The organism is Mesorhizobium sp. WSM4832 (genome assembly GCF_055811115.1).
The window spans coordinates 71075-95319 of sequence record NZ_JBVVQH010000002.1 but is presented as its reverse complement, the minus strand read 5'-3'; the positions used below and the strand labels follow the sequence as shown (position 1 = coordinate 95319).

At 63.4% G+C, this 24245-nt stretch carries 24 protein-coding genes; 7 read left to right on the top strand and 17 right to left on the bottom strand.

The window, feature by feature from the left end; translation table 11 throughout:
• Window positions 1-9 precede the first annotated feature (9 nt).
• From AC0L2L_RS03530 to AC0L2L_RS03475, 12 genes are all read right to left on the bottom strand, one after another.
• Entirely contained in the window at window positions 10-648 is a 639-nt protein-coding gene (locus AC0L2L_RS03530; protein WP_473576224.1) for a LuxR C-terminal-related transcriptional regulator, read from the bottom strand.
• A 261-nt stretch (window positions 649-909) separates the two neighbouring features.
• Window positions 910-2415 (bottom strand): SRPBCC family protein, encoded by a 1506-nt coding sequence (locus AC0L2L_RS03525; protein ID WP_473576223.1) that lies wholly within the window; start codon window positions 2413-2415, stop codon window positions 910-912.
• A gap of 9 nt (window positions 2416-2424) precedes the next feature.
• The gene (locus AC0L2L_RS03520) at window positions 2425-2862 is read right to left on the bottom strand and encodes an SRPBCC family protein (protein WP_473576221.1); all 438 of its coding nucleotides are present in this window, start codon (window positions 2860-2862) and stop codon (window positions 2425-2427) included.
• Window positions 2863-2940: 78 nt separating this feature from the next.
• On the bottom strand, window positions 2941-5127 hold the full coding sequence (locus AC0L2L_RS03515; protein ID WP_473576220.1) for a flotillin family protein: 2187 nt from the start codon (window positions 5125-5127) through the stop codon (window positions 2941-2943).
• An 89-nt stretch (window positions 5128-5216) separates the two neighbouring features.
• Window positions 5217-7436: a Tm-1-like ATP-binding domain-containing protein gene (locus tag AC0L2L_RS03510; protein ID WP_473576219.1), complete on the bottom strand. Its 2220-nt coding sequence runs from the start codon at window positions 7434-7436 to the stop codon at window positions 5217-5219.
• Entirely contained in the window at window positions 7429-8214 is a 786-nt protein-coding gene (locus tag AC0L2L_RS03505) for an ABC transporter ATP-binding protein (protein WP_473576217.1), read from the bottom strand. Before AC0L2L_RS03505 ends, AC0L2L_RS03510 begins: the two co-directional genes overlap by 8 nt.
• 23 nt (window positions 8215-8237) lie before the next feature.
• Window positions 8238-9479: an ABC transporter substrate-binding protein gene (locus AC0L2L_RS03500; RefSeq protein ID WP_473576215.1), complete on the bottom strand. Its 1242-nt coding sequence runs from the start codon at window positions 9477-9479 to the stop codon at window positions 8238-8240.
• Window positions 9480-9529: 50 nt separating this feature from the next.
• Window positions 9530-10558 (bottom strand): branched-chain amino acid ABC transporter permease, encoded by a 1029-nt coding sequence (locus AC0L2L_RS03495; protein ID WP_473576213.1) that lies wholly within the window; start codon window positions 10556-10558, stop codon window positions 9530-9532.
• Window positions 10555-11604: a branched-chain amino acid ABC transporter permease gene (locus AC0L2L_RS03490; RefSeq protein WP_473576211.1), complete on the bottom strand. Its 1050-nt coding sequence runs from the start codon at window positions 11602-11604 to the stop codon at window positions 10555-10557. The genes AC0L2L_RS03495 and AC0L2L_RS03490 overlap by 4 nt, the downstream gene beginning before the upstream one ends.
• Window positions 11601-12923: a metal-dependent hydrolase family protein gene (locus AC0L2L_RS03485; protein ID WP_473576210.1), complete on the bottom strand. Its 1323-nt coding sequence runs from the start codon at window positions 12921-12923 to the stop codon at window positions 11601-11603. The genes AC0L2L_RS03490 and AC0L2L_RS03485 overlap by 4 nt, the downstream gene beginning before the upstream one ends.
• 52 nt (window positions 12924-12975) lie before the next feature.
• Window positions 12976-13755, bottom strand: coding sequence for an alpha/beta fold hydrolase (locus AC0L2L_RS03480; RefSeq protein ID WP_473576208.1), 780 nt, complete (start codon window positions 13753-13755; stop codon window positions 12976-12978).
• Window positions 13752-14630 carry a fumarylacetoacetate hydrolase family protein gene (locus AC0L2L_RS03475; protein ID WP_473576206.1) on the bottom strand — a complete coding sequence of 293 codons (879 nt, stop codon included), beginning with the start codon at window positions 14628-14630 and terminating at the stop codon, window positions 13752-13754. Before AC0L2L_RS03475 ends, AC0L2L_RS03480 begins: the two co-directional genes overlap by 4 nt.
• A 224-nt stretch (window positions 14631-14854) precedes the next feature.
• On the opposite strand from AC0L2L_RS03475, the gene AC0L2L_RS03470 reads away from it, so the two are divergent.
• On the top strand, window positions 14855-15526 hold the full coding sequence (locus tag AC0L2L_RS03470) for a FadR/GntR family transcriptional regulator (RefSeq protein WP_473576204.1): 672 nt from the start codon (window positions 14855-14857) through the stop codon (window positions 15524-15526).
• A gap of 375 nt (window positions 15527-15901) precedes the next feature.
• On the opposite strand, the gene AC0L2L_RS03465 is transcribed toward AC0L2L_RS03470, so the two are convergent.
• The 5 genes from AC0L2L_RS03465 to AC0L2L_RS03445 all read right to left on the bottom strand — a co-directional run bounded on the left by AC0L2L_RS03465 (window position 15902) and on the right by AC0L2L_RS03445 (window position 19592).
• Window positions 15902-16381 carry a DoxX family protein gene (locus tag AC0L2L_RS03465; protein WP_473576202.1) on the bottom strand — a complete coding sequence of 160 codons (480 nt, stop codon included), beginning with the start codon at window positions 16379-16381 and terminating at the stop codon, window positions 15902-15904.
• Between the two features lie 11 nt (window positions 16382-16392).
• Window positions 16393-17178: an HvfC/BufC family peptide modification chaperone gene (locus AC0L2L_RS03460; RefSeq protein ID WP_473576200.1), complete on the bottom strand. Its 786-nt coding sequence runs from the start codon at window positions 17176-17178 to the stop codon at window positions 16393-16395.
• Window positions 17165-18199, bottom strand: a complete 1035-nt coding sequence (bufB, locus tag AC0L2L_RS03455) for an MNIO family bufferin maturase (protein ID WP_473576199.1) — start codon at window positions 18197-18199, stop codon at window positions 17165-17167. Before bufB ends, AC0L2L_RS03460 begins: the two co-directional genes overlap by 14 nt.
• Window positions 18200-18243: 44 nt before the next feature.
• Window positions 18244-18513, bottom strand: a complete 270-nt coding sequence (locus AC0L2L_RS03450; protein ID WP_473576197.1) for a BufA1 family periplasmic bufferin-type metallophore — start codon at window positions 18511-18513, stop codon at window positions 18244-18246.
• Window positions 18514-18746: 233 nt separating this feature from the next.
• Window positions 18747-19592: a patatin-like phospholipase family protein gene (locus AC0L2L_RS03445; RefSeq protein WP_473576196.1), complete on the bottom strand. Its 846-nt coding sequence runs from the start codon at window positions 19590-19592 to the stop codon at window positions 18747-18749.
• 219 nt (window positions 19593-19811) lie between these two features.
• Here AC0L2L_RS03445 and AC0L2L_RS03440 point away from each other — a divergent pair, with 219 nt between their 5' ends.
• From AC0L2L_RS03440 to AC0L2L_RS03415, 6 genes are all read left to right on the top strand, one after another.
• Window positions 19812-20087 carry a hypothetical protein gene (locus AC0L2L_RS03440; protein ID WP_473576194.1) on the top strand — a complete coding sequence of 92 codons (276 nt, stop codon included), beginning with the start codon at window positions 19812-19814 and terminating at the stop codon, window positions 20085-20087.
• A 191-nt stretch (window positions 20088-20278) separates the two neighbouring features.
• Window positions 20279-20554, top strand: a complete 276-nt coding sequence (locus AC0L2L_RS03435; protein WP_269906800.1) for a hypothetical protein — start codon at window positions 20279-20281, stop codon at window positions 20552-20554.
• Window positions 20555-20791: 237 nt separating this feature from the next.
• Window positions 20792-21706: a LysR family transcriptional regulator gene (locus AC0L2L_RS03430; RefSeq protein ID WP_473576193.1), complete on the top strand. Its 915-nt coding sequence runs from the start codon at window positions 20792-20794 to the stop codon at window positions 21704-21706.
• Between the two features lie 193 nt (window positions 21707-21899).
• Window positions 21900-22382 (top strand): cupin domain-containing protein, encoded by a 483-nt coding sequence (locus tag AC0L2L_RS03425; protein ID WP_473576192.1) that lies wholly within the window; start codon window positions 21900-21902, stop codon window positions 22380-22382.
• 92 nt (window positions 22383-22474) lie between these two features.
• Window positions 22475-23677: an MFS transporter gene (locus tag AC0L2L_RS03420; RefSeq protein ID WP_473576191.1), complete on the top strand. Its 1203-nt coding sequence runs from the start codon at window positions 22475-22477 to the stop codon at window positions 23675-23677.
• 44 nt (window positions 23678-23721) lie between these two features.
• Window positions 23722-24186: a DUF302 domain-containing protein gene (locus tag AC0L2L_RS03415; RefSeq protein ID WP_473576190.1), complete on the top strand. Its 465-nt coding sequence runs from the start codon at window positions 23722-23724 to the stop codon at window positions 24184-24186.
• The last annotated feature ends 59 nt before the right edge of the window (window positions 24187-24245 follow it).

Here is a 24245-nt window from a genome sequence, read left to right as displayed (position 1 = left end):
GGCGGGAGGTCAGCCGAAACGCTGGCCGATAAGCGAGCTTCTAACCTTTGCCGCCGCTTGGCCGCGACGGTGGACACTAAGTTTCTGCAGTATATTCTGCACATGGTTCTTAGCGGTGCAGGTCTCGATATTTAAACTACGTGAGATTTCTTTGTTGGAAAGGCCGCGACTTATCAACTCGACGACCTGAAGCTCGCGGCCTGTCAGCGAAGCGCCGCCATCGGTGCCGCCCTGCGAAGCAGTCGAATGATGAAACAGCGACGCGGCGACCTTGGGCGAGCAAACGAGTTCGTTGCGCATGACACTTTCAACGACGGTGACCACATCGTCGACCGCGGCGTCCATCCGCACATAGCCGTCAACGCCGGCGGCCGCGCACGCCAGCACCTCGCTTTCGACCTCGCGTACGCCCATCGCGACAATCCGCAGCGGCCGGAGCGATTGTCGCAAGGCGTCAACCACTGCGGAGATTTCAAGCTGGACCGAATCGAGCAAGGCAACATCAGCGGGAGTCGATCGAAGCGACTGGACCGCTTCGTCCAACAGGCCCGCGCCGACGACTTTCAAATTCGGGCAGCCCGCAAGTTGAAGGGCCAGTCCCTCGCGATGCAGCCGCACATCGCCCAATATGAAAAGCTTGATCTGCATGAATAGCGTCGCCTGCAGAACCATTCCGAAGGTTGAGCCGAATCGACGAAGGTTGTCACGGAAGCGCAGAGAAAGTGTACCTCGTGGCTATGACATTTGTATGGCAGAGCCGCGCTGTTCTCGAATGTCGAGATCGGCTCCAGCACATAAATTCGGGCGCGTATTCGCGGAAAGACGACCGGAAACCACCTGAAGCGGACTTCTATCTTCGACGACGCGAAGTGCAGCTTCGCTCCGACAGTCCCGTGGCAGAATGCGTGCCTACACCACCAAGACCAGCGCACCGGCGGTATTGCGCGATTCAAGGTCGCGATGAGCGTCCGCGGCCCGAGCCAGATCATAGCGCGTTGGCGACGCGATCCTGACGGCGCGCTCGCGAAACGCGGTGAAGAAGCGGCCGACATGCGGCGCGAGTTTCTCCGGCGTGTCGGTGTAGTGCCCGTAATTGGGGCGTGAAACAGTGATGGACTTGGAGGCGAAACGGCCGACGTCCCAGTTGCCGATTGGTCCCGATGCCTGGCCGAAGCTGACGAGATGACCGCGCGTGGCAAGGGTTGCGAGCGAGCCAGCGAAAGTATCGATGCCGACGGCATCGTAAATGACGTTTGCGCCTGCGCCAGCAGTCAGCCGCATGACTGCCTCGGTGAAATCCTCGCGCGAATAGACAATGACGTGATGCGCGCCAAGATTTTGGACGATCCGTGCCTTGTCATCGCTTGATACCGTCGCGATCACGGTCGCTCCGAGGTGGCGGGCCCACTGCACCAGCAGTTGGCCGATGCCGCCGGCGGCGGCGTGGACGAGCACGACCTCGCCCGGCTGGACCGCATGGACGTCGTGCAGGAGAAAACTGGCTGCCACGCCCTTGAGCAGGCTCGCCGCGGCCGCTTCGTCCGATATGTCGTCCGACAAGCGCACCAACAGGTCGGCCCTCATGTTGCGACGCTCGGCATAGGCGCCGACCGGCGGGCAGGCATACGCCACTCGATCGCCGATCGACAGGCCGGACACCGCCGAACCGATTGCCTCGATGGCACCTGCCGCCTCCATGCCGGGCACGCCGGGCGGCTGCAGGAGATCGAAGAAGCCGGTGCGGCAATAGACGTCGATGAAGTTGACGCCGATCACCGTATGGCGGATCCGCACCTGGTCGGGTGCCGGCGGCGGCAATGCGATTTCCCTCAGCTGCAGCACTTCTGGTCCGCCATAGCGCTCGACAAGGATCGCGCGCGTCGTTTCTTTCGTCTCGAATGCCATGGGCTGGGCCAGGCTGGGTGTCGCCGCCGGCGGCGACGCAGCGAGCGCCGCCGCGGCAGGCACGGCGATGGCGCGGCGCTTCAGAAGATCGCGGATCGCGGCAAAGCCGGCCTGATAGATGCCTTCGGTGACCAGCGTCACCAGCTCGTCGCGGCGATGCGGCGGCGGATGGAATTCGCAGCGCCATTCCCAGAAGGTGGCGTTGCCGTCGGTCACCGGCTTCAGCTTGATCGAGGCGACATAGCCCATGAGCGGCAGCGGCGCTTCGAGAAGGCAGTAGCTCAGCCGGCGGTCCTTGTCGGACAGCATGAGAAGCTGCTCGCGCAGTTCGCCGCCATCGGCCAGACGGAAATGGCGCACCGCGCCGACCGCATCGGCCGGCTCGCCGCCATCGATCTCGCTCGACGCGATGGCCGGATGCCAGCGGTCGTGGCCGTTGAAATCGCGCAGGATCGCCCAGACCTCTTCGATCGGCGCATCGATGATCGTGCTCTGGCGGATCTGGACCATTCGCGGTGGTCAGCGTCCGAAGCGCTGCTTCAGCGCTGTCAGCGCGGCCTGGAACACGCCGCTGCCGATCTGGCGCGTCAGCGCCGCCTCGCGCTCGGGGGCGCAATCGAACTCGGCCTGCCATTCAGCTAACGTCAAGTTGCCGTCGGTTACCGGCGTCAGCGACAAGGTGGCGACATAGTTCTCCACCGCCATCGGACTTTCCAGGATCGCATAGCTGCAGGAGAGATCGTAATCCGACAGCGCCAGCAGCTTTTCACGGATCCGTCCGCCGTCCTTCAGCGTGAAATTGCGGATGCAGCCAATCTGGTCGGCCTGCGCGTTCTGTTCGATGCGGCTCTCGGCGACGAACGGCGCCCAGCTTGGCAATGCGTTGAAGTTGCGGACGAGCTTCCACACCTCTGCTGCCGGCGCCGGAATGACCGAAGAGACATAGACCTTGGTCATGCCTGAGAGCCGGCTGTGGGCATGGCAGTCCGCGCATGCATTGTCTCGCGCCGCGCCAGCTCGACCCCCGCCCTCACCTCAATGGTCGCGGTCGTCATCATCGTCCTTGGCGGCCTTGCCCTTGCCCTTCTTGTCGCGGGCCAGGTTCGAAATGTCCTTGGCGTCGCGCAGCACGTCGGTCATCCGTCCGAGCGAGCCGCCCTCGATGCCGATCTCCTTCATCAGATTGTCGATCATCGGCGCCTGCACGCGGTAGCGCAGCGCCGAATCGATCACTTCGTCGGTGACGTTGCGATTGCCGCCCGGGCCGCCGTTCATGCCGTCGATATGCAGGATCTTGATGCCGTCGATCTTCTCCATCGGCTTGACGCTTTCGCGGATGATGCCCTCCATGTGATCCAGCAGCTTGCCGCGCAGGCGTCCGGCGCGAGCCTCGCTGGAAAGCAGGTTCTCCGCTTCGTTGAGCTGCCGATGGCCGGCCGCGTCGACTTCGTAGCGCTGTGCCGCGGCAAGAGCGTGGATCTTCTCCGATTCCGCGGCGGCTACGGCCGCGATCTTCTGCGCCTCCGCCAAGCTCTTCGCAGCCTTCATCTCAGCCTCGGCGGCGGCGGTGACGCGCAGCGTCTCGCGCTCCGCCTCGCGTTGCGCCGCGATCAGGTCGGTCAGCTTGCGGCGCTCGGCTATCTCGCGTTCGCGGGCGGTCAAGGCCTGTTCCTCGGCCTGGATGGCCTTGGCGCGGACCGCCTCCGAAGCGGCGATCGCGGAGGACCGCTCCTGCGTCTTCTTGGCGACATCGATGGCCTTCTGGATCTCGGCGATCTCGATCTTCTGGTCGCGGTCGACGCTGAGCTGACGCAGGTCCAGCTCCTTGATGAGGCGCGCCTCCTCAATGCCGCGCTCTGTGGTGATGCGGGCCCGCTCGACCTCTTCGCCGGCCGATATCTCGGCTTCCTCGAAGGCCTGCCGCTTGGCGATCTGCAGGGCTTCGAGATGACGCTCCCTGGCGATCCGAACCTCGTCGACGGCACGCTCTTGCTCGATGCGCGCGGTTTCGGTCGCCTGGCTCTCGACGATCTCGGCGCGGCGCTTTTCCGCCTCGGCCCTGGTGACTTCCAGCGCCTTTTCCGCGAGTGCCACCTGGCGTTCGAGCTCGGCGATCTCGAGCGATTTCCTGCGCTCGATCTCGAGCCCGCTCTGCGCGCCCTCGCGCTCGATGCGCGCCTTCTCCAGCGACAGTTCCAAGGCGATCTGCTCGCGCTCGGTCAGTTCGCGCATCTTCATTTCGGCCTCGTCGAGCGCGCGCCGGCGCGCGATCTCGCGACGCTGTGTGTCCTCCTCGCTGCGGATGCGCTCCTCGGTGATGCTGCGCTCCTGGGCGAGGCGCGATTTCTCGACGGCTTCGCGTGCCGAAAGCTGCGCCTGTTCGGCCTCCTGGTCGCGCACCGCCCGTTCCCTGGCGAGCTCGGAGCGCTGCGCCGCGCGGCGTATCTCGACTTCACGCTCCTGCTCGAGGCGGGCGTATTCGGTGTCGCGTTCGATCTCCAGCACCTTGCGCTGGGTGTCGAGGTTCTGGTTGCGGATGTCGACCAGGGTGCGCTGCTCGATCTCGTTGCGCATGCGGCGCCGGGTCTCGATGGATTCCGTCAGCTGCGTCAGGCCCTCGGCATCGAAGGCGTTGGACGGATCGAAATATTCGAGGCTCGTCTGGTCGAGATCGACGATGGCCACACTCTCCAGCTCAAGCCCGTTGGCGGCCAGCGACTCCGAAGCAAGCGCTCGAACCCTGGCGGCATAGTCGCCGCGCAGTTCGTGCATCTCTTCCAGCGTCATCTGGGCAGCGACGGTGCGCATGGCGCCGGCGAACTTGCCCTCCAGCAATTCGCGCAGGCTGTCGGGCTGCAGCGTCCGCCGGCCAAGCGTCTGCGCGGCCGCGGCGACGAGTTCCCGGCTCGCTCCGACGCGGACGAAAAACTCGGCGATCAGGTCGACGCGCATGCGGTTCCTGGTGATCAGCGCCAGCGCGTCATCGCGGCGCACCTCGATGCGCAGCACATTCATGTTGACCGGGGTGATCTCGTGCAGGACGGGAATGACGAACGCACCGCCGTTCACCACCACCTTCTCGCCCAGGAAGCCGGTGCGCACGAATGCCGTCTCCTTCGTCGAGCGGCGATAGAGCCACCGCAAGATGTAGACGGCGATCACCACGACGACCGCGGTAACGATCAGCCACAACAGGAAAGCGCCAAAGCTCTGCGCGTCCATAATCTATCCTCCCCTGCACAATCCGGTCAGCGCGAGGCGACCGGCACTGATTTCAAAGATCCGCCAGCCGTTCGGCGAGGTCCAACGCTTCATGCCCGCCTCTGCAGCTTCGGAGTGATCGCGTGAAAAGCGTTGATCACCGCATCGATGAAAGGCGTGTCGTTGATGTTCGCGCGCACCCGCTCGACATGGCGCTGCGGCGTCCGGCGAACGGTCCTCTCGATCGCTTCGAACAGCGCATTGTCGGCCTCCGGGTCGTGAAAAGGCTGGCCGGGCGTATCGAGCATGGACACGCCGCCCTCCGGCAGCAGGAAGCGCACCGGACCGTCCATGGCGTTGAGCCGCGCCCCGATCCATTCGCCGAAGGCGCGGTTCTCGTCGCGGGTCGTGCGCATCAGCGTGACGTTCGGATTGTGGATGACGAATTTACGGTCGCGGAATTTCTCCGGCACGCTGTCGCGCGAGCCGAAATTGACCATGTCCAGCGCGCCGGCCGAGCCGACATAGGGCAGCCTGGTGCGGATCGCCGCCCCGAAACGATCCTCGGTCGCCGGGAATACGCCGCCGACGATCATGTCGGCCACCTCGGTCGTTGTCAGATCGAGGAAGGCCGACAGCAATCGGGAGTCGCCGAGATTCTCCATGGCTCGTCCGCCGATGCCGGTGGCATGGAAGACGAGGCAGTCATAGTCGGCTTCAAGCCGCTTGGTCACCGCCTGCACCGCCGGCGTGGTGACGCCGAACATGGTGATGCCGACTGCAGGGCGCGCCAGCCTGCGTCTGGCTTCCCAGGCCTCGGCATTGGGCAGTTGCGCGACCATGCCGGCCATGGCGTGCGCGGCGTTGGACAGCACCTGCTCGGTGATCGAGTTCAACCCCTGCACATCGGCGACCGAATGGAACATCATGATGTCGGCGCCGCCGACATATTTGGCGACGTCGCCGGCCGCCACGGTCGAGACCATCAGCTTGGGGATGCCGACAGGCAGGACCCGCATGCCCGATGTCGCCAGTGTCGTGCCGCCGGAGCCGCCTGCCGATATGACGCCGCCGATGCGCGGCTCGCGCTCGATCCAGCGCGCAAAGGCCTCCGCCATGGCGCTGACCGAGCCGCCGCGATCATCGGTGAAGACGGCGGAAGATCCTCGCGCGTGCATGCCTGCCACTTGCATGGCTGGAACATCGGCACTTGTCGGTTTTCCCGATGTCGACAGGTCGACGGTGCGCACGGGCAGCCCCAGCGACTTCAGCCGGTCGGCGACGAAGCGCAATTCCTTTCCCTTGGTGTCGAAGGTGCCGACGACCAGCACCGTCCTGCCGACGCGTTCGGCGAAGGGGATGGCGAAGACCTTCCTCGGGTCGTCCTGGGGCGCGGTCTTGTCGACAGCTGCCTGGCGCAGTTCGGTAACCGGCACGTTCCAGCGGTTGGGCAATTGGGTGACAGGGCGGTAGGCGCCATCGCGCTCCACCGGATCGAGCGATCCGCCGACCGACCGATCGACGCGATAGACGGCCGCCAGTTGCTCCTTCGCCTGCGCCGCTTCCGTCGGCGTGACAGGCGCTTCCTCGGCATGGCGTCCGACGCCGAGCAGGCGCTGCTGCAGGTCGCGGTCGGCAGCAAGCGCTGCCGCGTCCATCAGCCGGTTGATGCGGCCATTGACCATGATCGCGACCTGGCTGGAGATGGCGGTCGCCACGCCGATATTCTGCTCGATGACGAGCACCGCCATCTCGCCTTCCGCGGCAAGCTCGACCAGCATCTTTTCGACTTGGTCGACGATGATCGGCGCCAGGCCCTCGGTCGGCTCGTCCATAACCAGGAGTTTCGGATCGCCGAGCAGGGCGCGCGAGATGGCGAGCATCTGCTGCTCGCCTCCCGACAGTTGCGATCCGCCATTGCCGCGACGCTCGGCCAGGCGCGGAAAGGTCTGGTAGACGCGCTCGACCGTCCAGCTCGCGTCGCGCCGATTGCCGGCGGCAAGGCGCAGATGCTCGTCGACCGTCAGGCTCGGCCAGACGCGGCGCCCTTGCGGGACATAGCCGATGCCGAGGCGATGGATCTCGTGCGGTTCGAGCGCGGTGATCTCGCGGCCATCGAAACGGATCGAGCCGGAGCGCGCGCGCTTCAATCCGACGATGGTGTTGCACAGCGTCGACTTGCCCATGCCGTTGCGGCCCACCACGGAAAGCACGCCGCTCTCCAGCGTCAGCGATATCCCCTGCAATGCATGGCTCTCGCCATAGAAGACTTGCAGGTCCTCTATCTTCAGCACCGCCCTGGCGCTTTTGCCGGCGGGGCGCTCAGCCATGCTTGCCTCCGAGGTAGATTTGCTGGACCTCCGGATCGGCCTCGATTTCCTGCGGCGTGCCTTCCTTGAACAGGTGCCCATTGTGCATCATCGACACGTAGTCCGCCACGCGCAGCGCGACGTCGAGGTCGTGCTCGATGATGATGAAACCGATATGCTTCGGCAGTGCGTTGAGGATTGCGACGAGGTCGCGCCGCTCGGTCGGCGAAAGACCCGCCGCCGGCTCGTCGAAAAGGATGAAGCGCGGCGCGCCGGCAAGCGCCAGCGCGATTTCCAGCTGGCGTTGCTGGCCGTGGCTCAGCGTCGCCACCAGGACGTCGCGATACGCTTCGAGATGGACTGCCTCGAGGATCGATCGCGCCTGCACCATGTTGACGTCGGCAGCGGTGGGCCTCAGCAGCGAAAATCGGCGGCGCGAGACGCCCCGGCAGGCGAGAAAGATGGAATCCAGGACCGACAGGCCCTTGAACAGTTGCGAGATCTGATAGGTGCGCCGCAAGCCGCGCCGGATGCGCTCGTGCGGCGGCAGGTCGGTGATATCCTCACCGAAGAAGCGGATGCGGCCGGCGGTCGGCAGGAAGTCGCCGGTCACGGCGTTGAACAGGGTGGTTTTGCCGGCGCCGTTGGAACCGAGGACCGCGCGCCGCTCGCCGGCCGCGATCCTCATGTCGATGCCCGAGAGCGCCACCAGCGCCCCGAAATGCCGCGCCACGCCATCGAGCTCCAGCGCGTAGGCACTGGTGCTCTGCAGACGGTTCGCAGCCAAGTTTTCGGTCACTGACGATACTCTTGCAGGCGCCGTTACGGGCAGCTCGGATTGTCGCGATTGACCGCCCCGAGCTTCATGAAGTCGTCCTCGGGGATGCCGAGTGTCTGGTTGACCTGCGGCACGACCTTGACCAGCTTGTTGAGAAGATTGCCGTCGGAGCCCTCGGTCACCTCGGTCAGGAAGATGTCGGCGACCGCGTTGCGGTTCTTGTCGAGCGAGACTTTGCCCGTCGGCGTGTCGAAAGACAGTTTCGACAGCGCTTCGCGCAACTTCTTGCCTCCATCGGAGACGTCGCCGCCGACCTGATCGAGCGCCAGCAGCGTCGCCTTCATGTTCACGTAATAGCCATGGGCAAAGAGCGACGGCGAGGGGAAGGCGCCCGGCTGCTTCTTGTAGGCGTCGACGAACGCCTTCCAGGACGGCGCGTCATTGGTGTCGGCGGTCGGTCCCGCCGACGGCGTGCCCTTGAGCACGTCGCGCAGCTTGCCTTTCGAGGTCAGCACGGTCTGGTCGACGGTGATCGAGCCGCCGATGAGCGGAGCCGAGCCACCGGCCTGCTGGTATTGCGTCAGGAAGTTGACGGCGTCGGCGCCGCCGAGCGCCACATAGATGGCGTCGACATCCTCGGGGATCGCCGCGATGACGGAGGAGAAGTCCTTGTTGCCGATCGGCACCCAGGACTTCGACGGCACATGCCCGCCGGCCTTGCAGAACTCGGCCATGAAGCCGAAGACCTGGGTGTAGGGGAAGGAGTAATCCTCGGCGACGGTGGCGACCTTCTTGTAGCCCTTTTCGTTGAAGGCATAAGTGCCGAGACCCGCCATCCACTGCGCGCCGTCGGTGGAGAAGCGGAAGAAGTTCTCGGCCGGATTGCGCAGCGTCGTGTCCTGCGCGGCCGAGGTACCGTTGATGAACGTCACGTCGGGCTTGGTCTTGGCATAGTCTTTGACCGCGAGGCCTTCATCGCCCGAGAGCGGGCCGACCAGCACCTTCACGCCATCCTGCTCGACCAGCTTGCGCGCTGCGCGCACCGCGCTGTCGGGCGATGCGTCGGACGAACCCTTGACGATCTCGATCTTCTTGCCGGCGACGGCGCCGTTGGTCTCGGCGACCGCCGTCATGGCGCCGCGTTCGCCGTCCTCGCCAAGCACCGTGAACGGTCCCTCGAAAGTGGCCAGCAAGCCGATCTTGATCGTGTCGTCGGCGGCGAGCGCTATTGAAGGCGCGGTCAACCCAGTGAACAGCGCCAGGGCCAGCAGTGTACGTCTGTGCATCCTCAGTTCCTCCCATTGATTGGTTTGCAGTGGTTCATCCGCGCCGGCCGCTAGGGGCCGGCGCGCAAGGACTCCTGGGCAAGATGTGGCTTGATCCTCCCCCACAACCCAAGAATTCCATCCGGCGAGACGAAGACGATCACCAGGAACACCAGGCCGATCAGCGTGTTGAAACGCTCGGCGCCGACGATGTCGATGGCGAAGGTCTGCATCAGTATGACGACGATCGCGCCGACGAACGGCCCGATCGGGTGGCGCAGGCCGCCGATGACGGCAATGATCAGGATGTCGATCGCTACGTCGACACCGATTGTGCCCGGCGAGACGCGCCCGTTGAACCAGACCAGCAGCACGCCCGCCAGCCCGGCTAGGATGCCGGCCAGGAACCAGGCGAAGACCTTGTGCGCGGTGACATGGTAGCCCAGCGCCCGCATCCTGCGCGGGTTGTCGCGGATCGCCTGCAAGGTCATGCCGAAGGTGGAACGGGAGCCGTATAGCACTGCTGCGTAAGACAGCGCGGCGAGGCCAAGGCAGAGATAATAGAAGGGTTTCGGATCGCGCCAGTCGATGCTCCAGAAGACCGGCGCGTGGATGCCGGCGTAGCCGGAATGGCCGTTGAAGATCGCGTAGTTCTGCTGGGCGAAGTAGAAGGTCGCCGTCGCGATCGCCAGCGTGATCATGAGCGTGTAGATGCCTTCCGTGCGCACCGAGATCCAGCCGATCAGCGCCGACGCTACCGCCGCCGCGGCAACCGCGAAAGGGACGACGATCCACCAGGGCCAGCCGAAGCCCAGCACGTTGGAATTGTTGCTGCCGAGGATGGCGACGGCGTAGGCGGCGATGCCGGCGACCGTGATCTGCGCCAGGCTGAGCATCCCGCCATAGCCGGCCAGCAGCATCAGCGACAGCGCCAGCACGCCGAAGATCATCGAGTAGCCTGCGATCTGCGTCAGGAAGAAATCCGACGCCACCAGCGGATAGAGAACGAGCGCGACGGCAAGGATGACGTGCGCAGCGCCGAGCTTGTCCAGCCAGTTCTGCTGCGGCATCGCGCCGTCAGTGGCGGTGGTCAGGCTCATCTTGCCTTCCCCATGATGCCTTGCGGGCGGACCGCCAGTGTCACCACCATGATGACGAAGGTGAGCACCACGCCATAGGTCGGGAAATAGACGAGGCCGATCTGCTCGGCCAGCCCGATGAGCAGGGCGCCTATCGCCGCGCCGGTGATCGAGCCCATGCCGCCGACGATGACCACGACGAGCGAGGCAAGCAGATAGCGCACGTCCTCGCCGGGCGCGACCGAGAGCGCCGATCCGCCGACGACGCCGGCGAACCCGGCAAGTCCCGCGCCGACCGCAAAGACGATGGCGAACACCGCATGCACGTTGACGCCGGATGCCTGCAGCATGGCGCGGTCGTCGACGCCGGCGCGGATCATCATGCCGACGCGGGTCTTGTGCAGCATCAACCACAGCCCGACGCCGATGACGATCGCCGCCGCCAGCACGACCACGCGGTAAAGCGGATAGGTCAGGAAAACCGAAGCGCCGTTCGAGCGTACGGCGGTGATGATGGGCAAGGTCAAGGCGCCGTCGAGCCATTCCGGCGTGGCGATCTGGTAAGTGCCACCAGCCCACACTGCCAGCATCAGATCGGCGGCGACGATCGAGATGCCGATGGTGACGAGGGTCTGCCTGAGATCGTCGCCTTCCAGGCGGCGGAAGACGAAAACCTGCATGACGACGCCGATGATGGCCAGTACGACGAAGCCGGCGGCGACACCGAGCAGCCAATAGCCGGTGCGGCTGGTGACTTCGTAACCGATATAGGCGCCGAGCAGGTAGAGCGAACCGTGCGCCAGGTTGATGTTGCGCATCAGGCCGAAGATCAGGGTGAACCCGCTGGCGACCAGGAAATAGAGACCGGCAAGCGTCAGGCCATTGAGGATGGCGCTGACGAACGCCTTTTTCGAGATCAGGATCGCGTTGAGCCAGTTCGGCCAGACGGCGAAGACCAGCCATGCCACGACCGCCGCGGCCAGCAGGCCGACAAGGCCCCAGGCCTGGCGGCGCGTCATGCCGCCGCCCGACAGCGACGAGGATGATGGCTGGTCGAGTATGCTCATGCGGTCAGCCGCCGGCGCTGCTCGTTCATGCGCGGCGCCTTGTGGAACTTGCCGTCCTTCATGATGGCGAGGATGCGGTTCTTGTCCTGCAGGATACGCACATCCGAAATCGGATCGCCGTCGATCAACAGGATATCGGCGAGGTAGCCTTCCTTGATCAGACCGAGCTCGTCGCCCATGCCCATGATCTGGCCGCCATATTTGGTGCCGGCCTGGATCGCCTCCATCGGCGAGAAGCCGAGCATCTCGACGAAGGTCTGGATGTCCTTGGCGTTGGTGCCTTGCGGCGTCCAGGCAAAGCCGTAGTCGCCGCCGATGCACACGCGGATGCCGCGCCGGTGCATCTTCTTCATCGTGTCGATGCACATTTCCAGCTCGCGCTCATATTCGAGCGACAGCGGCGAGCCGGGCTTGATGCCCCATTGCTCGGCATAACGCGCTGTGTTGATCAGCCAGGCGATGCCGGGTGCGACGAAGTGCTTGTCCTTGACCGCCTCGAGCATGTCGAGCGCTTCCTCGTCGGCAAAGGAAGCATGGTAGATGTTCTGGATGCCGTGGCGGACGCATTGCTTGACCGAGCCGGAAGAACGCGCATGCGCCGACAGCACCTTGTTGCGGCAGCGCGCTTCGGACGCCGCCATGGCGACCTCTTCCTCGGACATCGGGGTCTCTTCCGCCCCCATGCCGGTGATGCTCTCGCCAGACAGGTTCAGCTTGATGGAATCGACGCCGTATTTGATCAGCTGGCGCACCGTGCGGCGGATCTCCTCCGGGCCGGACACGACGATGCCGAGATTGAGGCCCTCATGCGGAATATGCGAGGGCGCGGAGTCGCCGAGGCCGCCGACCGTGGTGATCTCCGGCCCGGCCGCGAGGTAACGCGGGCCCGGGAACCGGCCCTGGTTGATGAATTTCTTGGCGACGACGTCGAGCCGCGGCTTGGCGGCGGCCGCACCCCGTCCGGCGGTGAAGCCGGCATCGAGCACCAGCTTGGCCATCTCCATGGTGACCAGCATGTGCTCCTCGATCTCCATCATCTGGATCGGATCGATGCCGGGCGCGTTGTTCCAGGACAGATGCAGATGCGCGTCGATCATGCCCGGCATCAGCGTCGCGCCCATGCCGTCTATGACGGTTGCGCCGCCGCCATAGGACGAGGAGGAGCCGAAGCGGGACGAACCCTTGGTGATCTGCTTGATGCGATTGCCCTGCACCAGCACTTCGCCGGTGTAGGGATATTCACCGGTGGCGTCGAGCACGCGCACATTGGTGAAGAGCGTGCCGCCCGACCCGTTTCCAGCCCAGCTTTCGTCTGCCATAACAAGCCTCCCAACTTGCCGAGCGCGCAATCCTACGCCCGATCCGAAATCCTCACCTATCAACCCGTCTCAAAAAATCGGCGAGCTTCTGGCTGCTCTCACGCGGACTTTCCACTGTGGCCCAGTGTCCGCACCGATCCAGCGAGGAGAATACGGCTCCCTTGATCCTGTCGGCAAGCGCCTGGGCAACGCCCGGCGGATTGACGGTGTCGGCGTCGCCGGTGACGAGCAGGGTTGGCGCCGAAATCCGCCGCGCGTCGACCGCGGTCGCCTTCGCCAGCGCCTCGCAGGTGCGGGCATAGGATTCGGGGTCCTGGCGGGTGATAGATTCCCGCACGAAAGCGGCGGCGGCGGGCGAAGTTTCCCGGGTGTGGGCCGAAATCGCATTGGCGACAATCTGATCGGCGATGTCGGCAATGCCGCCCGAGCGCGCAAGCCGCGCCCGGTTGGCCAGGCCTTGCCGGGTCGCTTCGGCAGGCTCGGCCAGGGCGCCGAACAGCGTCAGCGAGGCGACCAGCGTGGGCTGCATGGCGGCGATCTGCTGGCACACGATGGTGCCCATCGAATGACCAACAAGATGTGCCTTGGCGACGCCCATGCCAGACATCGCGCGGATCACGGCTTCGCTCATCCCATCGATGGTGAGCGGCTCGATCGGGCGTGGCGAGCGGCCCGACCCCGGCAGGTCGAGCCGGATGACGCGGTAGCCGGAGAGCGCACCCATCTGCGGCTGGAACATGTTCGAAGTTCCGCCGAGACCGTGGATCATCACCACGACCGCGCCTTCGCCTGTCACCTCGGCGACGACCTGGCCGACAGTCACGGTCGTCATTGCGGCCTCTCCACGAAACGGTTCTCCAGTATGCCGATGCCGTCGATCTCGATGCGCACGACGTCGCCGGGCTTGAGATATCTTGGCGGATCGAAGCCGATGCCGACACCGACGGGCGTGCCGGTCGCGATGATGTCGCCAGGCTTCAGCGTGATGCCCTGCGACAGCGTCGCGATGATGGTCGGGATATCGAAAATGAGCAGCGATATCCTGGAATCCTGGCGCAGGTCCTCGTTCACGAAACAGCGGATCCCCGCGTTTTCGATATCGAGCTCGTCCCTGGTGACGGCCCACGGACCCATTGGACAGAACGTGTCCTGCGATTTGCCGATCAGCCACTGGCTGTATTTGCCTTGCAGGTCGCGCGCCGTGACGTCGTTGACGATCGTGTAGCCCCAGACGTGGTCGAGGGCCTCTTCCTTCGAGATGCGGCGGCCGCCCTTGCCGATGATGACGGCGAGCTCAGCCTCATAGTCGATCGCCGTCGACACGGAGGAATCGATCAGCACGCTGGCGTGGTTGGCGACGACCGATTCCGGCACCTTGGAGAAGATGATAGGGTGCTTAGGCACGGCGCCGGCGCCGGCGCTGGAATCGAAGCCGCTGCGGGCAAACTCATGCGCGTGCTCGTAATAGTTCTTGCCGACGCAGAAGATGTTGCGGCGCGGTTGCGGAATCGGAGCTTCGATCTCCACCCCTGCCAGCGGGATTGGGGAGAGGGTGCGCGGCAGGCCGGCTCCGTTGCGCTCGATCAACGCCAGGAGTCCCGCTTCGGCGCGCTCGACGGCGAGATCGAAGGGCGCGACAGTCTGCGCGGCGAGATCCACCAGGCCAACCCGCCTTTCGCCGGCGAGCGAGAAAGTCGCGACCCGCATCCGTTTCCTCCCGTGAACCAATATTGAGCCAATTTTTCGCTCTTTCAGTACACGCTAGCTTCAATTGGCTTAGCCCGCAAGCTGGATTCGGATTGGCCGCATCAAATAATTCCAATGCTGAAAAGCGGACAAATGCAGAAATGTCCAGCGGCCTGCATGATGGACGGGCGAGCGAAAAGCTGCTATGAATGGTTCATTATTGGATCAGATAAACGCTGACGAACATGCCCAAGCTTGTTGCCAACGATATCGCCATCGCCTTGAGGAAACGGATTTCGCTAGGCGAGTGGCTGGAAAACGGCCGCATGCCGCCCGAGCGCGACCTCGCCAGTGAATTCGGCGTGGCGCGTAACACGGTGCGCCGCGCCGTCGGCCTGCTCGAGGATGACGGCACCGTCGTGCGGCATGTGGGCCGTGGAACTTTTTTGACGGCGGCCAATCCGGATTCCATGGCCGCGGCCGTCGCGCGTATGGAAGGGACCAGCCCGGCCGACATGATGGAGATCAGGCAACTGCTGGAGCCGGCGGCCGCGTCCTTCGCCGCGACCAATGCGAGCGCCGGCGAATTGAACGCCGTGCGCGAGGCGCACAAAGTTGCCTGGGCATCCGAAGATATGCCGACGTTTGAGCATTGGGACGCGGAATTCCATCACCGCATCTTTGCGTGCTCACGCAATGACTTCCTCAAGGAAATCCACAACCTCATGCGCGTTCTGCGTAACCAGAAACCTTGGTTTGAAATGAAGAAGCGTTCCTTCTCCGAGGAGCGTCGCGCCGTCTATTGCAATGAGCACCAAGCCATAGTGGATGCATTGCTTGGGCGCGATTCGGAAGGGGCGAGCAAGGCGATGCTGGCGCATCTCAGGACGGTCGAGCGCAATCTTCTGGGAAGGTAGAAAAACGATGGCAGGATTCGCTGTTATCGGAAGCGCCGGATTCTGCGAGGGAAAACGAGCCTCATTGGTGCGTCGAACGTGCTCGGGCTGACAGCTCTTTGGCTGTCAGACTTTCCTGTTCTGCCCCTGGTTCTTTTATGTTGCGGTACGCCACTGCCCTTGCGCAAGCGCCAGCGTCGAGCGAGCCGTTCTCGCCGAACAATTGTTGCAAGCGCAGCCGCCGGGCGTTGTCGATGTGTTCTCTCGCACGTGCTTCCTTCGACGTACATTTCCACGATGCGAACGACAGCTTGGCGCCTCGTGCAAAGCGGACATTACCGTCGCCCACCCTGCAGGTCGCGGTGGTGTCAGTAGCGGACCTTCAGTAGGCGCGAGCTAACTCTGGCGTTTCGCTGCAAAGAGGCTGTCAGCAATACGATCAAGCGAAATCACGCCGGCACCACGTGTTAGCACAAGAAGCAGCAATGATGCCCACAGCAGGTGTTCGGCCCAGTTCTCGGGGAAAACGAAAATCTGGATAACCGAGACGACACCGAGCAGCATCAGCGCGCCGAGGCGCGAGAACAGCCCCAGGACAAGCAGCACCGAGCCGGTGATTTCGGCGGTCGTCGCCAGCGGCGCCGCGATCGACGGATCGATGAAGGGCAGGTTGTATTCGCTGGCGAACAGCTGCAGCGTCACCGGCCAGGATGCCAGCTTCGACTGCGCCGACTGCCAGAAGACGTGCGCCACGGCGACTCGAGCGGCGAGCTGGACGATTGAAAACGGTATGCGTTCCGGCAGTTTGATGGCCCACCTGTAGAGGCCGACAAGGCCGTTCGGGGCGGATGAGGAATATTCTGGTATCGCGGTCATGATTGTCTCCATCAGTTTGAAAGGGGATGCGTCCGGATCCGCACATCCGTGACGAGCCCGTCGCCGAACAGATGCACGAGTGCGGACACGAGATCGAATGCCGGATCGAGAGCAAGGGCGCGGGTGATTGCCTGTTCCAGGCCGAGGCCGTGTTTCAGTGAATGCCAGAACGCGAAGTTCGCGCGATCGAGAAGAACTAGGCGAACGCTGTCCCCGGTCCGCCACAACGCCACGCGTTCGGGTCGTCTTGTCCAGTCATGGGACTGGTCGAGAGCAGCCTGCTGTTGATGCGCCATCCACATGGACAGGATCGACCAGTGCGAGATGATCAGCCGCAGCGATGGCTGCAGCAGGATATCGGGCGAAGGCCCGAGATCGGTTTTGTCATAGTTAGCCAGGGTGCGGGGCTGCAGCCAGGCCGCATCGAGCGACTCGGCTATGGCCCATTCGAGCCGCGCCGTTTCGGCAACGATCGGCATGTCGGACAGCGTGTCGATCGATTTGAGAAAGCGCGGGAAGCCGGCGCCATAGCGTGCCAGCCGCGATTCCGCCGGCGGATGGCGTCGAATGAACTCGCTTGCTGCGTAGCGGAAGAAGCGCTCGTCTACCAGGCGAACCGTGACCGGAAAAACCGCCATCAGCACCGCGGTCAGCGAGCTGCGGGTGTTGTTCTGGTAGATGCGCAGGCGGGCCAACGGATCGGCCTTGCCCGCGGTCAGCAATGTCGCGGCGATCGTTGGTTCCATGGCCAGCACCGACCGCGCCACGGAGGTCTGCAGGTGCTCAAGCGGCAGCATGGTATTCCTCCTGGAGCGAGGGCAGCGCCAAAGGGATGGATGGTCTCGCAGCCCTGACAGCTGCAAACGCCGCAAGGACCGGCATGCTGGTCGTCGTTTCACATTCGACAGAAAGGCAGATCGGGGTCGCTCGGGCGCGGGTCGTTTGTTGGCCTCGCGCTGCTTGCTTGCGGTTGAACATGATCGAGGCGGTCAGCATGTCGGCCCACATGGCTTCGCCAAGCAGCACGTCGAGAACGGGAACGTCGGTGTCCCATTCGATCAATGTCGGGCGCGGCCCGAGCCGATCTATGGCATGCCGATAGAGCGCCCAGACGACTGGCGGGACCCGCGAGCCATGGTCGTCGATCAGCACGGTGTCGGATCCGACCTGATTGGTGGCATGGCCGGCGAGATGGATTTCGCCAATAGCCTCCTCAGGCAGCGTGTCGATGAAGGCCTTGGCGTCATATTGCAGGTTGTGAGCCGAGACCTGGACGTTGTTGACGTCGAGCAGCAGCCCGCAGCCGGTCCGGGCCACGAGCGCTGCCAGGAACTCGGCCTCGTTCATCGAGGAGTCCGCGAAAGCAAGATAGGCCGACAGGTTCTCGATCAGCACACGCCGCTTCAGCGTGTCCTGGAGCGTCTCGATATTGCGGGCGACGATCGCCAGCGCCTCTTCGTCATAGCGCAGCGGCAACAGATCGTTGAGATAGGCGCCGTCGGCAACACTCCAGGCGAGATGCTCGGAGACCAAATCGGGCTGGAAGCGCTCGCAGACCTTGCGCAGCCTTTCCAGATGGTCGCGGTCCAGGCCTCCTGCGCTCCCCAGCGATAGACCGACGCCATGCACAGACAGCGGGTAGATCTGGCGTAGTCGTTCCAACGCTTCGATGCCGACCCCGTCACCCATGTAGTTCTCGGCATGGACCTCAAGCCAGCCTGCGGATGGACGCCGCGTCAGCATCTCTGCGATGTGAGGCGAGCGAAGGCCGATGCCCGCCGATGCGGGGATTGCAAGAGGTGAAAACAAGCTGGACATCGGTCTCCTCCATTCTAGTCTGGTTGGCTCGAGGTGGATGTTGGCTAGGCCTTCGGCTTGTCGCTGCCGCCCGTGATCTTGGCGCAGCTGCCGGCAGGCACGTAGAGCCAGGAATCCCGCTGGTTGTCGGCGGTCGAAGTGCCGGCGCATGAATGTGTTGCGGTCTGGCAGTCGTTCTGACCGGCCTTGACGACGCCGTAGCACTTCTCAAAGGCGAAGCCGGGTTTGGCGGCTGGGGCACTGTATGCCGCTGTCGCGGCAAGCGAGGTGGCGGCTGCAAGTGCCGATCCGATTAGGGACTTGGTGTTGATCACAGGCTTGTCTCCTGGTTGGCGTTTCGAGGGAAAGACCGGCCTTGGGCCCGTCTGCAGATCAGTTTCTCCGATCGTGATGCGGAGCTGAAATGCTGTCTCGGCATGGAATTGATACGCACTCACTATGTTCTGACGAGCGGCGCGAAAAAGGCCCTCCGGCCGGGGAGCCGGAGGGCCTGGCGCCTGCATTCGGGAGTATGCGAAGCAGGCGCGGCTAGGCGGGAGCGAAGCGCCTAGATGTATCGTCTTTCGCGAGCCGGGATTTCGTCGGTGTCGAGCGGATCGGCCGCAAGCCAGTCTGCTGCACGCTGCCGTCCCCTGTCGCGCATGTCGGTCAACTCGCCCCAGTCTATCCAGGACCGCATGAGCAGCGGAGCTCCGGCACGGTATCGGCTGTCGAATATGGTGTGAACCAGCGCGCATTTGGTCACGCAATGACTGGCTGCGAAGCCGCGATCCTGCCACGGTGTGGTGAACACGGCAGGTCTGCCGGTGACAATCAGGCGATGGCGGGCTTCAGTTGACAGGCTAGTCGGCTGCAGCAGGTCGCCGTCACCCCAGTAGATATCGCCGTCGATCTCGACAGGCAGCGAGAGGAAGGGGATCGTGGCCGCCGCGACGATCGCATTGATCGACAACTGGTCGCTTGTGAATACCTTCACCGCGTCCGTGCGCGCGTTTGCGGCCAGGACTCTGAGTTTCACCGGGCAACCTTCGTCGCGGATCTGCTCGATCTCGATTGACTGCTCCAGGATAGATCGAAGCAGGCTGGGTCTGTCGTCGGCAAAAACCGAGGCGTGGCTGACGCGCCGCCAGAAATTGGCGAGTGCCGTCCGCGCGCCGCGCCTGCCGCCGACGCTTAGCCCATAGACAAAGACCGCCGCCTCCATCGCTGCAAAACCCGACGCGGTGACGCCGCTGACGCTGCAGTTCGGCTCGTCGAGCAGGCGATCGAGCACGCCCCAGATGAACGCGCCATGCGCATCGTTTGCCAGCACGATTTCGATCGTTCGGCCTTCCGCACCAAGATCCACCGAAACGGTGGCTTGGTCTATTCTCGTCGGGGACTGGGCAAGCATGGTTTGATCTCCATCCCAAGATCGTCAACAAGGCGATGGGAGAGAGACTGCCGCATCTTCCTGTCCAATCGAAATGCCAAGGTGGCATGAAGTCCATAGGCAGATTGCATTGGCTGCCGGTCTTCGAGCGCCGCATCCTTCACCCCGATCAGGCCTGGCGATGAGTATCGCTTGCTTTGACACTGTTGTCAGAACGCGGCCTGGACCAGGAGATGGATGATGAGAAGACAACTCGCCTGTGTAGCTGCGCTTGCAACCAGTCTTGGTGCGAGTCCAGCGTCAGCCGACCCGTTCAGTGACCTCGCCGCATTGCCGACGTTCTATGCGGACGCAACGATGAAGACGATGAAACCGATGGCTGGGTTCAAGAAGGCTTGGTTCGCTATGTCGAAGCATGACCGCGTGAAGATGACGAAGGCATGCAACGACTCGGCGATGAGTAAGCCCCACGCCCAATTCTGCGCCAACGTGCTTGCTTTGGGCGAAGCCAATTAACAATCACAACGCCCAGCATCCGCGGAATGCAGAACCGGCATAAACTCCATACGCAGATGGCATTGGCAAGTTGGCCACCGAGTGCAGCAATGTTCACCCCGGCAAGCAAGAACCGCAGAGTTTGGATTGCTGCCGATCATTACCGCAATCGTCGATGGGACGATTGCTTAACCTCAGAGAAGGATCACACCATGAATATCAAAGCTATTTGCCTCGGCGCTTTTGCACTTTCCGTTCTCAGCGGCGTTGCGTTTGCCGGCGCGCTCGACGAACCGTCCAACATGCAGCCCTTCTTCACCGACGCCAGCATGAAGACGATGAAGCCCAAGGCCGAGTTCAAGGCCGCCTGGGATTCGATGGCCAAGGACAAGCAGGGCGCGATGATGAAGGAATGTCAGGATGCGGCGATGAGCAAGCCGCACGCCGAATTCTGCGCCAACCTGCAGGCGCTCGGCGGCGCCAACTGAGCTGGCTGACCGTCTCAAGCAACATTGGAACCGACCTAATGGCGAGCAGGTTGCTCGCCATTAGGTCATTCGGCGAGGCCTCAGCCTCGATTCTGCACGCAATAGCCTGCAGCGGGCGACCATCCGCCATGACGGATCGCTATCGACTTTATAGCCGCAGCGCATTGGCGCCGAGACAAACTTTGCGACAGGCTCCGAAGCTACGAAAAGCCTCGTTTGCAATCGGAACAAATCGGCATGGACATTCATCACATCCGCTATTTCCTGGCAGTTTGCGAGACGCGGAATTTCACGCGCGCGGGCGAAAAGTGCAATGTCACCCAACCGGCGCTCTCGCGTGCCATCCAGCAGTTGGAGGACGAAGTCGGTGGACTGTTGTTTCGCCGCGAACGAAATCTCACCCACCTCACCGATTTGGGAGTGCTGTTGCGCCCCCGGTTCCAGCAGATCCTCGACGAGCTGACGGGTGTTCGGCAGGAGGCTTCGAGATTCCTGTGCCTGGAAAATGCCAACCTCAAGGTCGGGGTCATGTGCACAATCGGCCCGCGTCGCTTCACCGGCCTGCTGACCGATTTCAACCGGCGCCAGCAGGGCATCCAGCTGCAACTGGTCGAAGGCGTGCCGGCATCGCTATCGCAACTGCTCGAATCTGGCGAGATCGACGTGGCCATCATGGCGTCGAGTGACAGCTTCCCGGACCGCTTCGACGTCACTCCACTGTATCGCGAACGCTTTGTCCTTGCCTTTCCAAACGGCCACCGCCTGGCCCGCAACGACAACGTCGCCATCTCCGAGCTCGACGGCGAGAACTATCTCAGGCGGCTCAATTGCGAGTATCGCGATCACCTCGCCGGATTGTGCACGGATCGCGGCGTGAAGCTCAGAATCTCTTACGCCAGCGAGCGCGAGGATTGGATCCAGAACATGGTTTCGGGAGGGCTAGGCATCTGCTTCATCCCCGAGTTCAGCGCGGTGATCCCGGGCCTGCAGGTCCGCCCCGTTATCGACCCAGAAGTCTGGCGGGAAGTATCTTTGGTCGTCGTTGCAGGACGCAGGTTCTCGCCCGCGGCATCGGCCTTCGTCAACAGCGTCAAGGCGCATGGCTGGCCGCAAAGCGCCATTCCTCAGGCGATCCACAAGACCGCAGCCTGAAGCAAGATCCAAGAAATTCCGGCAACGTGCGACGGCGCCTTGCTGTGCGTTTACGTGCGGCCACGATGACCACGATAGTTTTCAGGTATCGATTTAAGAGCCAGTCAGCATTTCTCTTTCTTTGCTGCTCCGGTCACTCTCTTTGTCATGCCCCGCCTCCCGCGTTTGGGCACCGACAAAGGAGAAATACAACATGGCTACCAAGAAGGTTAACCTTGCGCTTGCGATCGGGCTGCTTTCCGCGACCGCTGCATTTTCCGCTGCTCCGGCCTTCGCCGGCGGCTGCCCCGCCGGCCAGGCCGCCACGACCGACATCCAGGAACATCCCAGCAAGCCGGTTGGCGTCACCGACACGGTTCTCTCGGCGATCGATCTGAGCAGCAAGGGTGAGGCCTGGAAAGGCAACATGCTGCGCCTGCGCAAGCTGGTCGTGCAGCCCGGCGGCGTCGTGCCGTGGCATGAGCATAATGTTCGCCCGGCCAACATCATCGTCGTCGAGGGATCGATCACCGAATACGCCAGCACCTGCAAGGTCGGCATCGAGCACCCGGCCGGCGACGTGACGGCCGAGTTCGGCCAGCTCGCCCATTGGTGGAAGAACAACGGCAAGGTGCCCGCAGTGCTCTATTCTGCGGATGTCCTGCCGCCGGCGATGCACGAAGACCACATGATGTAAGCCGCCCGGCGCGGCGAACGGATTCCGGCATCAGCAACTGAAACCGCGTCCTCGGGTGATCGCCTGGGGACGTGTGGCCACGGAGCCTTGTCATGACCACCAGTGAACAGACTGAACCGACACGGCTGCGCATGGTTGCCGCCGACAGCTGGCGCTTCGGCCTGATCGCCCTGATCGCATTTCTCACGCTAGTCGATCTGTTCGCCACTCAGGCCATCCTGCCTTCGCTGGTGACAAAGTTCGGCGTCAGCCGCGCGACCATGGGCTTTGCCGTCAATGCCAGCACGTTCGGCATGGCTGTGGCCGGCATCGCGGTGGCGCTTTTCGGCAGGAACCTCGATCGCCGAAACGGCATCTGGATCAGCCTTGCGCTGCTGGCGATCCCGACGACGCTTTTATCGCAGACCGATAACATCGTCGTGTTTGCCCTGCTGCGCGTCGTCCAGGGCCTGTGTATGTCGACCGCGTTCACGCTGACGATGGCCTACCTGGCCGAGCATTTTTCTGCGCGCCAGACAACAAGCGCGCTTGCGGCCTATGTGACCGGCAATGTTGCCAGCAATTTCTTCGGACGGCTGATGTCGGCCGCCGTCGCAGACACGTTCGGCATTTCCACCAACTTCCTGACATTCGCCGCCCTCAACCTGGTTGGCGCGGCCCTGGTCTGGTTCACGCTGCAGAAGACGTCCGCAATGATGCGCGCCGACACGATGGGCCAATCTGCCCGCGCAGCCTGGAAGGGACCGCTGAACAACGCCGAGCTGCGCGCGTGTTTCGCCATCGGCTTCCTGATCCTCTTCGTCTTCATCGGCACTTTCACCTATGTGAATTTCCAGCTCGTCGCCGGGCCGCTGTCGCTGTCGCCGATGACGCTGGGGCTGGTCTATTTCGTCTTCCTGCCCTCCATGCTGACCACTCCCCTCGCCGGGCGTGTCGCCGCCGGCCTTGGCCCAAGGATGGGCATCGGTGCAACGCTTGCGCTGGCGATCCTCGGTCTGTTGCTGTTGCTCACGACCAGCCTGCCGATCGTTCTTGCCGGCATGGCGCTGGTCGCCATCGGCACGTTTTTGGCGCAGGCGATAGCCACAGGACACGTCAGCCGGACCGCTTCGCGCGACCGGGCCGCTGCAAGCGGCATCTACCTTGCCTCCTACTATGCGGGTGGGCTCGCCGGCAGCTTCGTCATCGGACAGATCTACGACCGAGTCGGCTGGACTGCATGTGTAGCCGCGCTCGTCGTGGTCCTTGTGGCGGCCATAGCCGTGGCGCGCGTGCTGCAAACGCCAAAGACCTGAGATCTAAAGACCGAAAACTTGACTATCCAACAGAGGAGACTGACATGACCGACTACCTGAAAACCATGATTACCGGCGCCGCCATGCTGATGGCGGTCGTCGTCCCGGCTGCCGCCTCCGATGGCGTCGTCACTGTCAAGAGCGACTATTCCGTCGCCGAGACCGTCGCCCGCATCAAGAAGGACGTCCTCAAGAAGGGCATCATGTTCTTTGGCGTGATCGACCAGGCAAAGCTCGGCAACAAAGCCGGCAACGATGTCAGGCCTTCGCGGCTCGTCATGTTCGGCAATCCGGCGCTAGGCACGACGTTCATCACCTCAAATCCCGAGGCGGGTCTGGACTGGCCAGTGCGCGTGCTGGTCTACCAGATGCCCGACGGCGCTGTTTACGCCGCCTACAGCGACTTCGACTGGATCGCCAACCGGCATGGCATCACCGACCGGCAGGCGCAGTTCAAGATGGCGACTGAAGTCATCCAGTCCGTGACCTCGACGATCAGAAAGAACTGAGTGCGGTTGTGTGCCGGAGATACGCCGTCCACGCATGCGAGGCAGGTTGCTACTCGCGG

Excerpts from the sequence above, each read along its gene's own strand:
- AC0L2L_RS03530 (WP_473576224.1), bottom strand. The coding sequence starts at position 648 with ATGCAGATCAAGCTTTTCATATTGGGCGATGTGCGGCTGCATCGCGAG.
- AC0L2L_RS03525 (WP_473576223.1), bottom strand. The coding sequence starts at position 2,415 with ATGGTCCAGATCCGCCAGAGCACGATCATCGATGCGCCGATCGAAGAG.
- AC0L2L_RS03520 (WP_473576221.1), bottom strand. The coding sequence starts at position 2,862 with ATGACCAAGGTCTATGTCTCTTCGGTCATTCCGGCGCCGGCAGCAGAG.
- AC0L2L_RS03515 (WP_473576220.1), bottom strand. The coding sequence starts at position 5,127 with ATGGACGCGCAGAGCTTTGGCGCTTTCCTGTTGTGGCTGATCGTTACC.
- AC0L2L_RS03510 (WP_473576219.1), bottom strand. The coding sequence starts at position 7,436 with ATGGCTGAGCGCCCCGCCGGCAAAAGCGCCAGGGCGGTGCTGAAGATA.
- AC0L2L_RS03500 (WP_473576215.1), bottom strand. The coding sequence starts at position 9,479 with ATGCACAGACGTACACTGCTGGCCCTGGCGCTGTTCACTGGGTTGACC.
- AC0L2L_RS03495 (WP_473576213.1), bottom strand. The coding sequence starts at position 10,558 with ATGAGCCTGACCACCGCCACTGACGGCGCGATGCCGCAGCAGAACTGG.
- AC0L2L_RS03490 (WP_473576211.1), bottom strand. The coding sequence starts at position 11,604 with ATGAGCATACTCGACCAGCCATCATCCTCGTCGCTGTCGGGCGGCGGC.
- AC0L2L_RS03485 (WP_473576210.1), bottom strand. The coding sequence starts at position 12,923 with ATGGCAGACGAAAGCTGGGCTGGAAACGGGTCGGGCGGCACGCTCTTC.
- AC0L2L_RS03480 (WP_473576208.1), bottom strand. The coding sequence starts at position 13,755 with ATGACGACCGTGACTGTCGGCCAGGTCGTCGCCGAGGTGACAGGCGAA.
- AC0L2L_RS03475 (WP_473576206.1), bottom strand. The coding sequence starts at position 14,630 with ATGCGGGTCGCGACTTTCTCGCTCGCCGGCGAAAGGCGGGTTGGCCTG.
- AC0L2L_RS03470 (WP_473576204.1), top strand. The coding sequence starts at position 14,855 with ATGCCCAAGCTTGTTGCCAACGATATCGCCATCGCCTTGAGGAAACGG.
- AC0L2L_RS03465 (WP_473576202.1), bottom strand. The coding sequence starts at position 16,381 with ATGACCGCGATACCAGAATATTCCTCATCCGCCCCGAACGGCCTTGTC.
- AC0L2L_RS03460 (WP_473576200.1), bottom strand. The coding sequence starts at position 17,178 with ATGCTGCCGCTTGAGCACCTGCAGACCTCCGTGGCGCGGTCGGTGCTG.
- bufB (WP_473576199.1), bottom strand. The coding sequence starts at position 18,199 with ATGTCCAGCTTGTTTTCACCTCTTGCAATCCCCGCATCGGCGGGCATC.
- AC0L2L_RS03445 (WP_473576196.1), bottom strand. The coding sequence starts at position 19,592 with ATGCTTGCCCAGTCCCCGACGAGAATAGACCAAGCCACCGTTTCGGTG.
- AC0L2L_RS03440 (WP_473576194.1), top strand. The coding sequence starts at position 19,812 with ATGAGAAGACAACTCGCCTGTGTAGCTGCGCTTGCAACCAGTCTTGGT.
- AC0L2L_RS03435 (WP_269906800.1), top strand. The coding sequence starts at position 20,279 with ATGAATATCAAAGCTATTTGCCTCGGCGCTTTTGCACTTTCCGTTCTC.
- AC0L2L_RS03430 (WP_473576193.1), top strand. The coding sequence starts at position 20,792 with ATGGACATTCATCACATCCGCTATTTCCTGGCAGTTTGCGAGACGCGG.
- AC0L2L_RS03425 (WP_473576192.1), top strand. The coding sequence starts at position 21,900 with ATGGCTACCAAGAAGGTTAACCTTGCGCTTGCGATCGGGCTGCTTTCC.
- AC0L2L_RS03420 (WP_473576191.1), top strand. The coding sequence starts at position 22,475 with ATGACCACCAGTGAACAGACTGAACCGACACGGCTGCGCATGGTTGCC.
- AC0L2L_RS03415 (WP_473576190.1), top strand. The coding sequence starts at position 23,722 with ATGACCGACTACCTGAAAACCATGATTACCGGCGCCGCCATGCTGATG.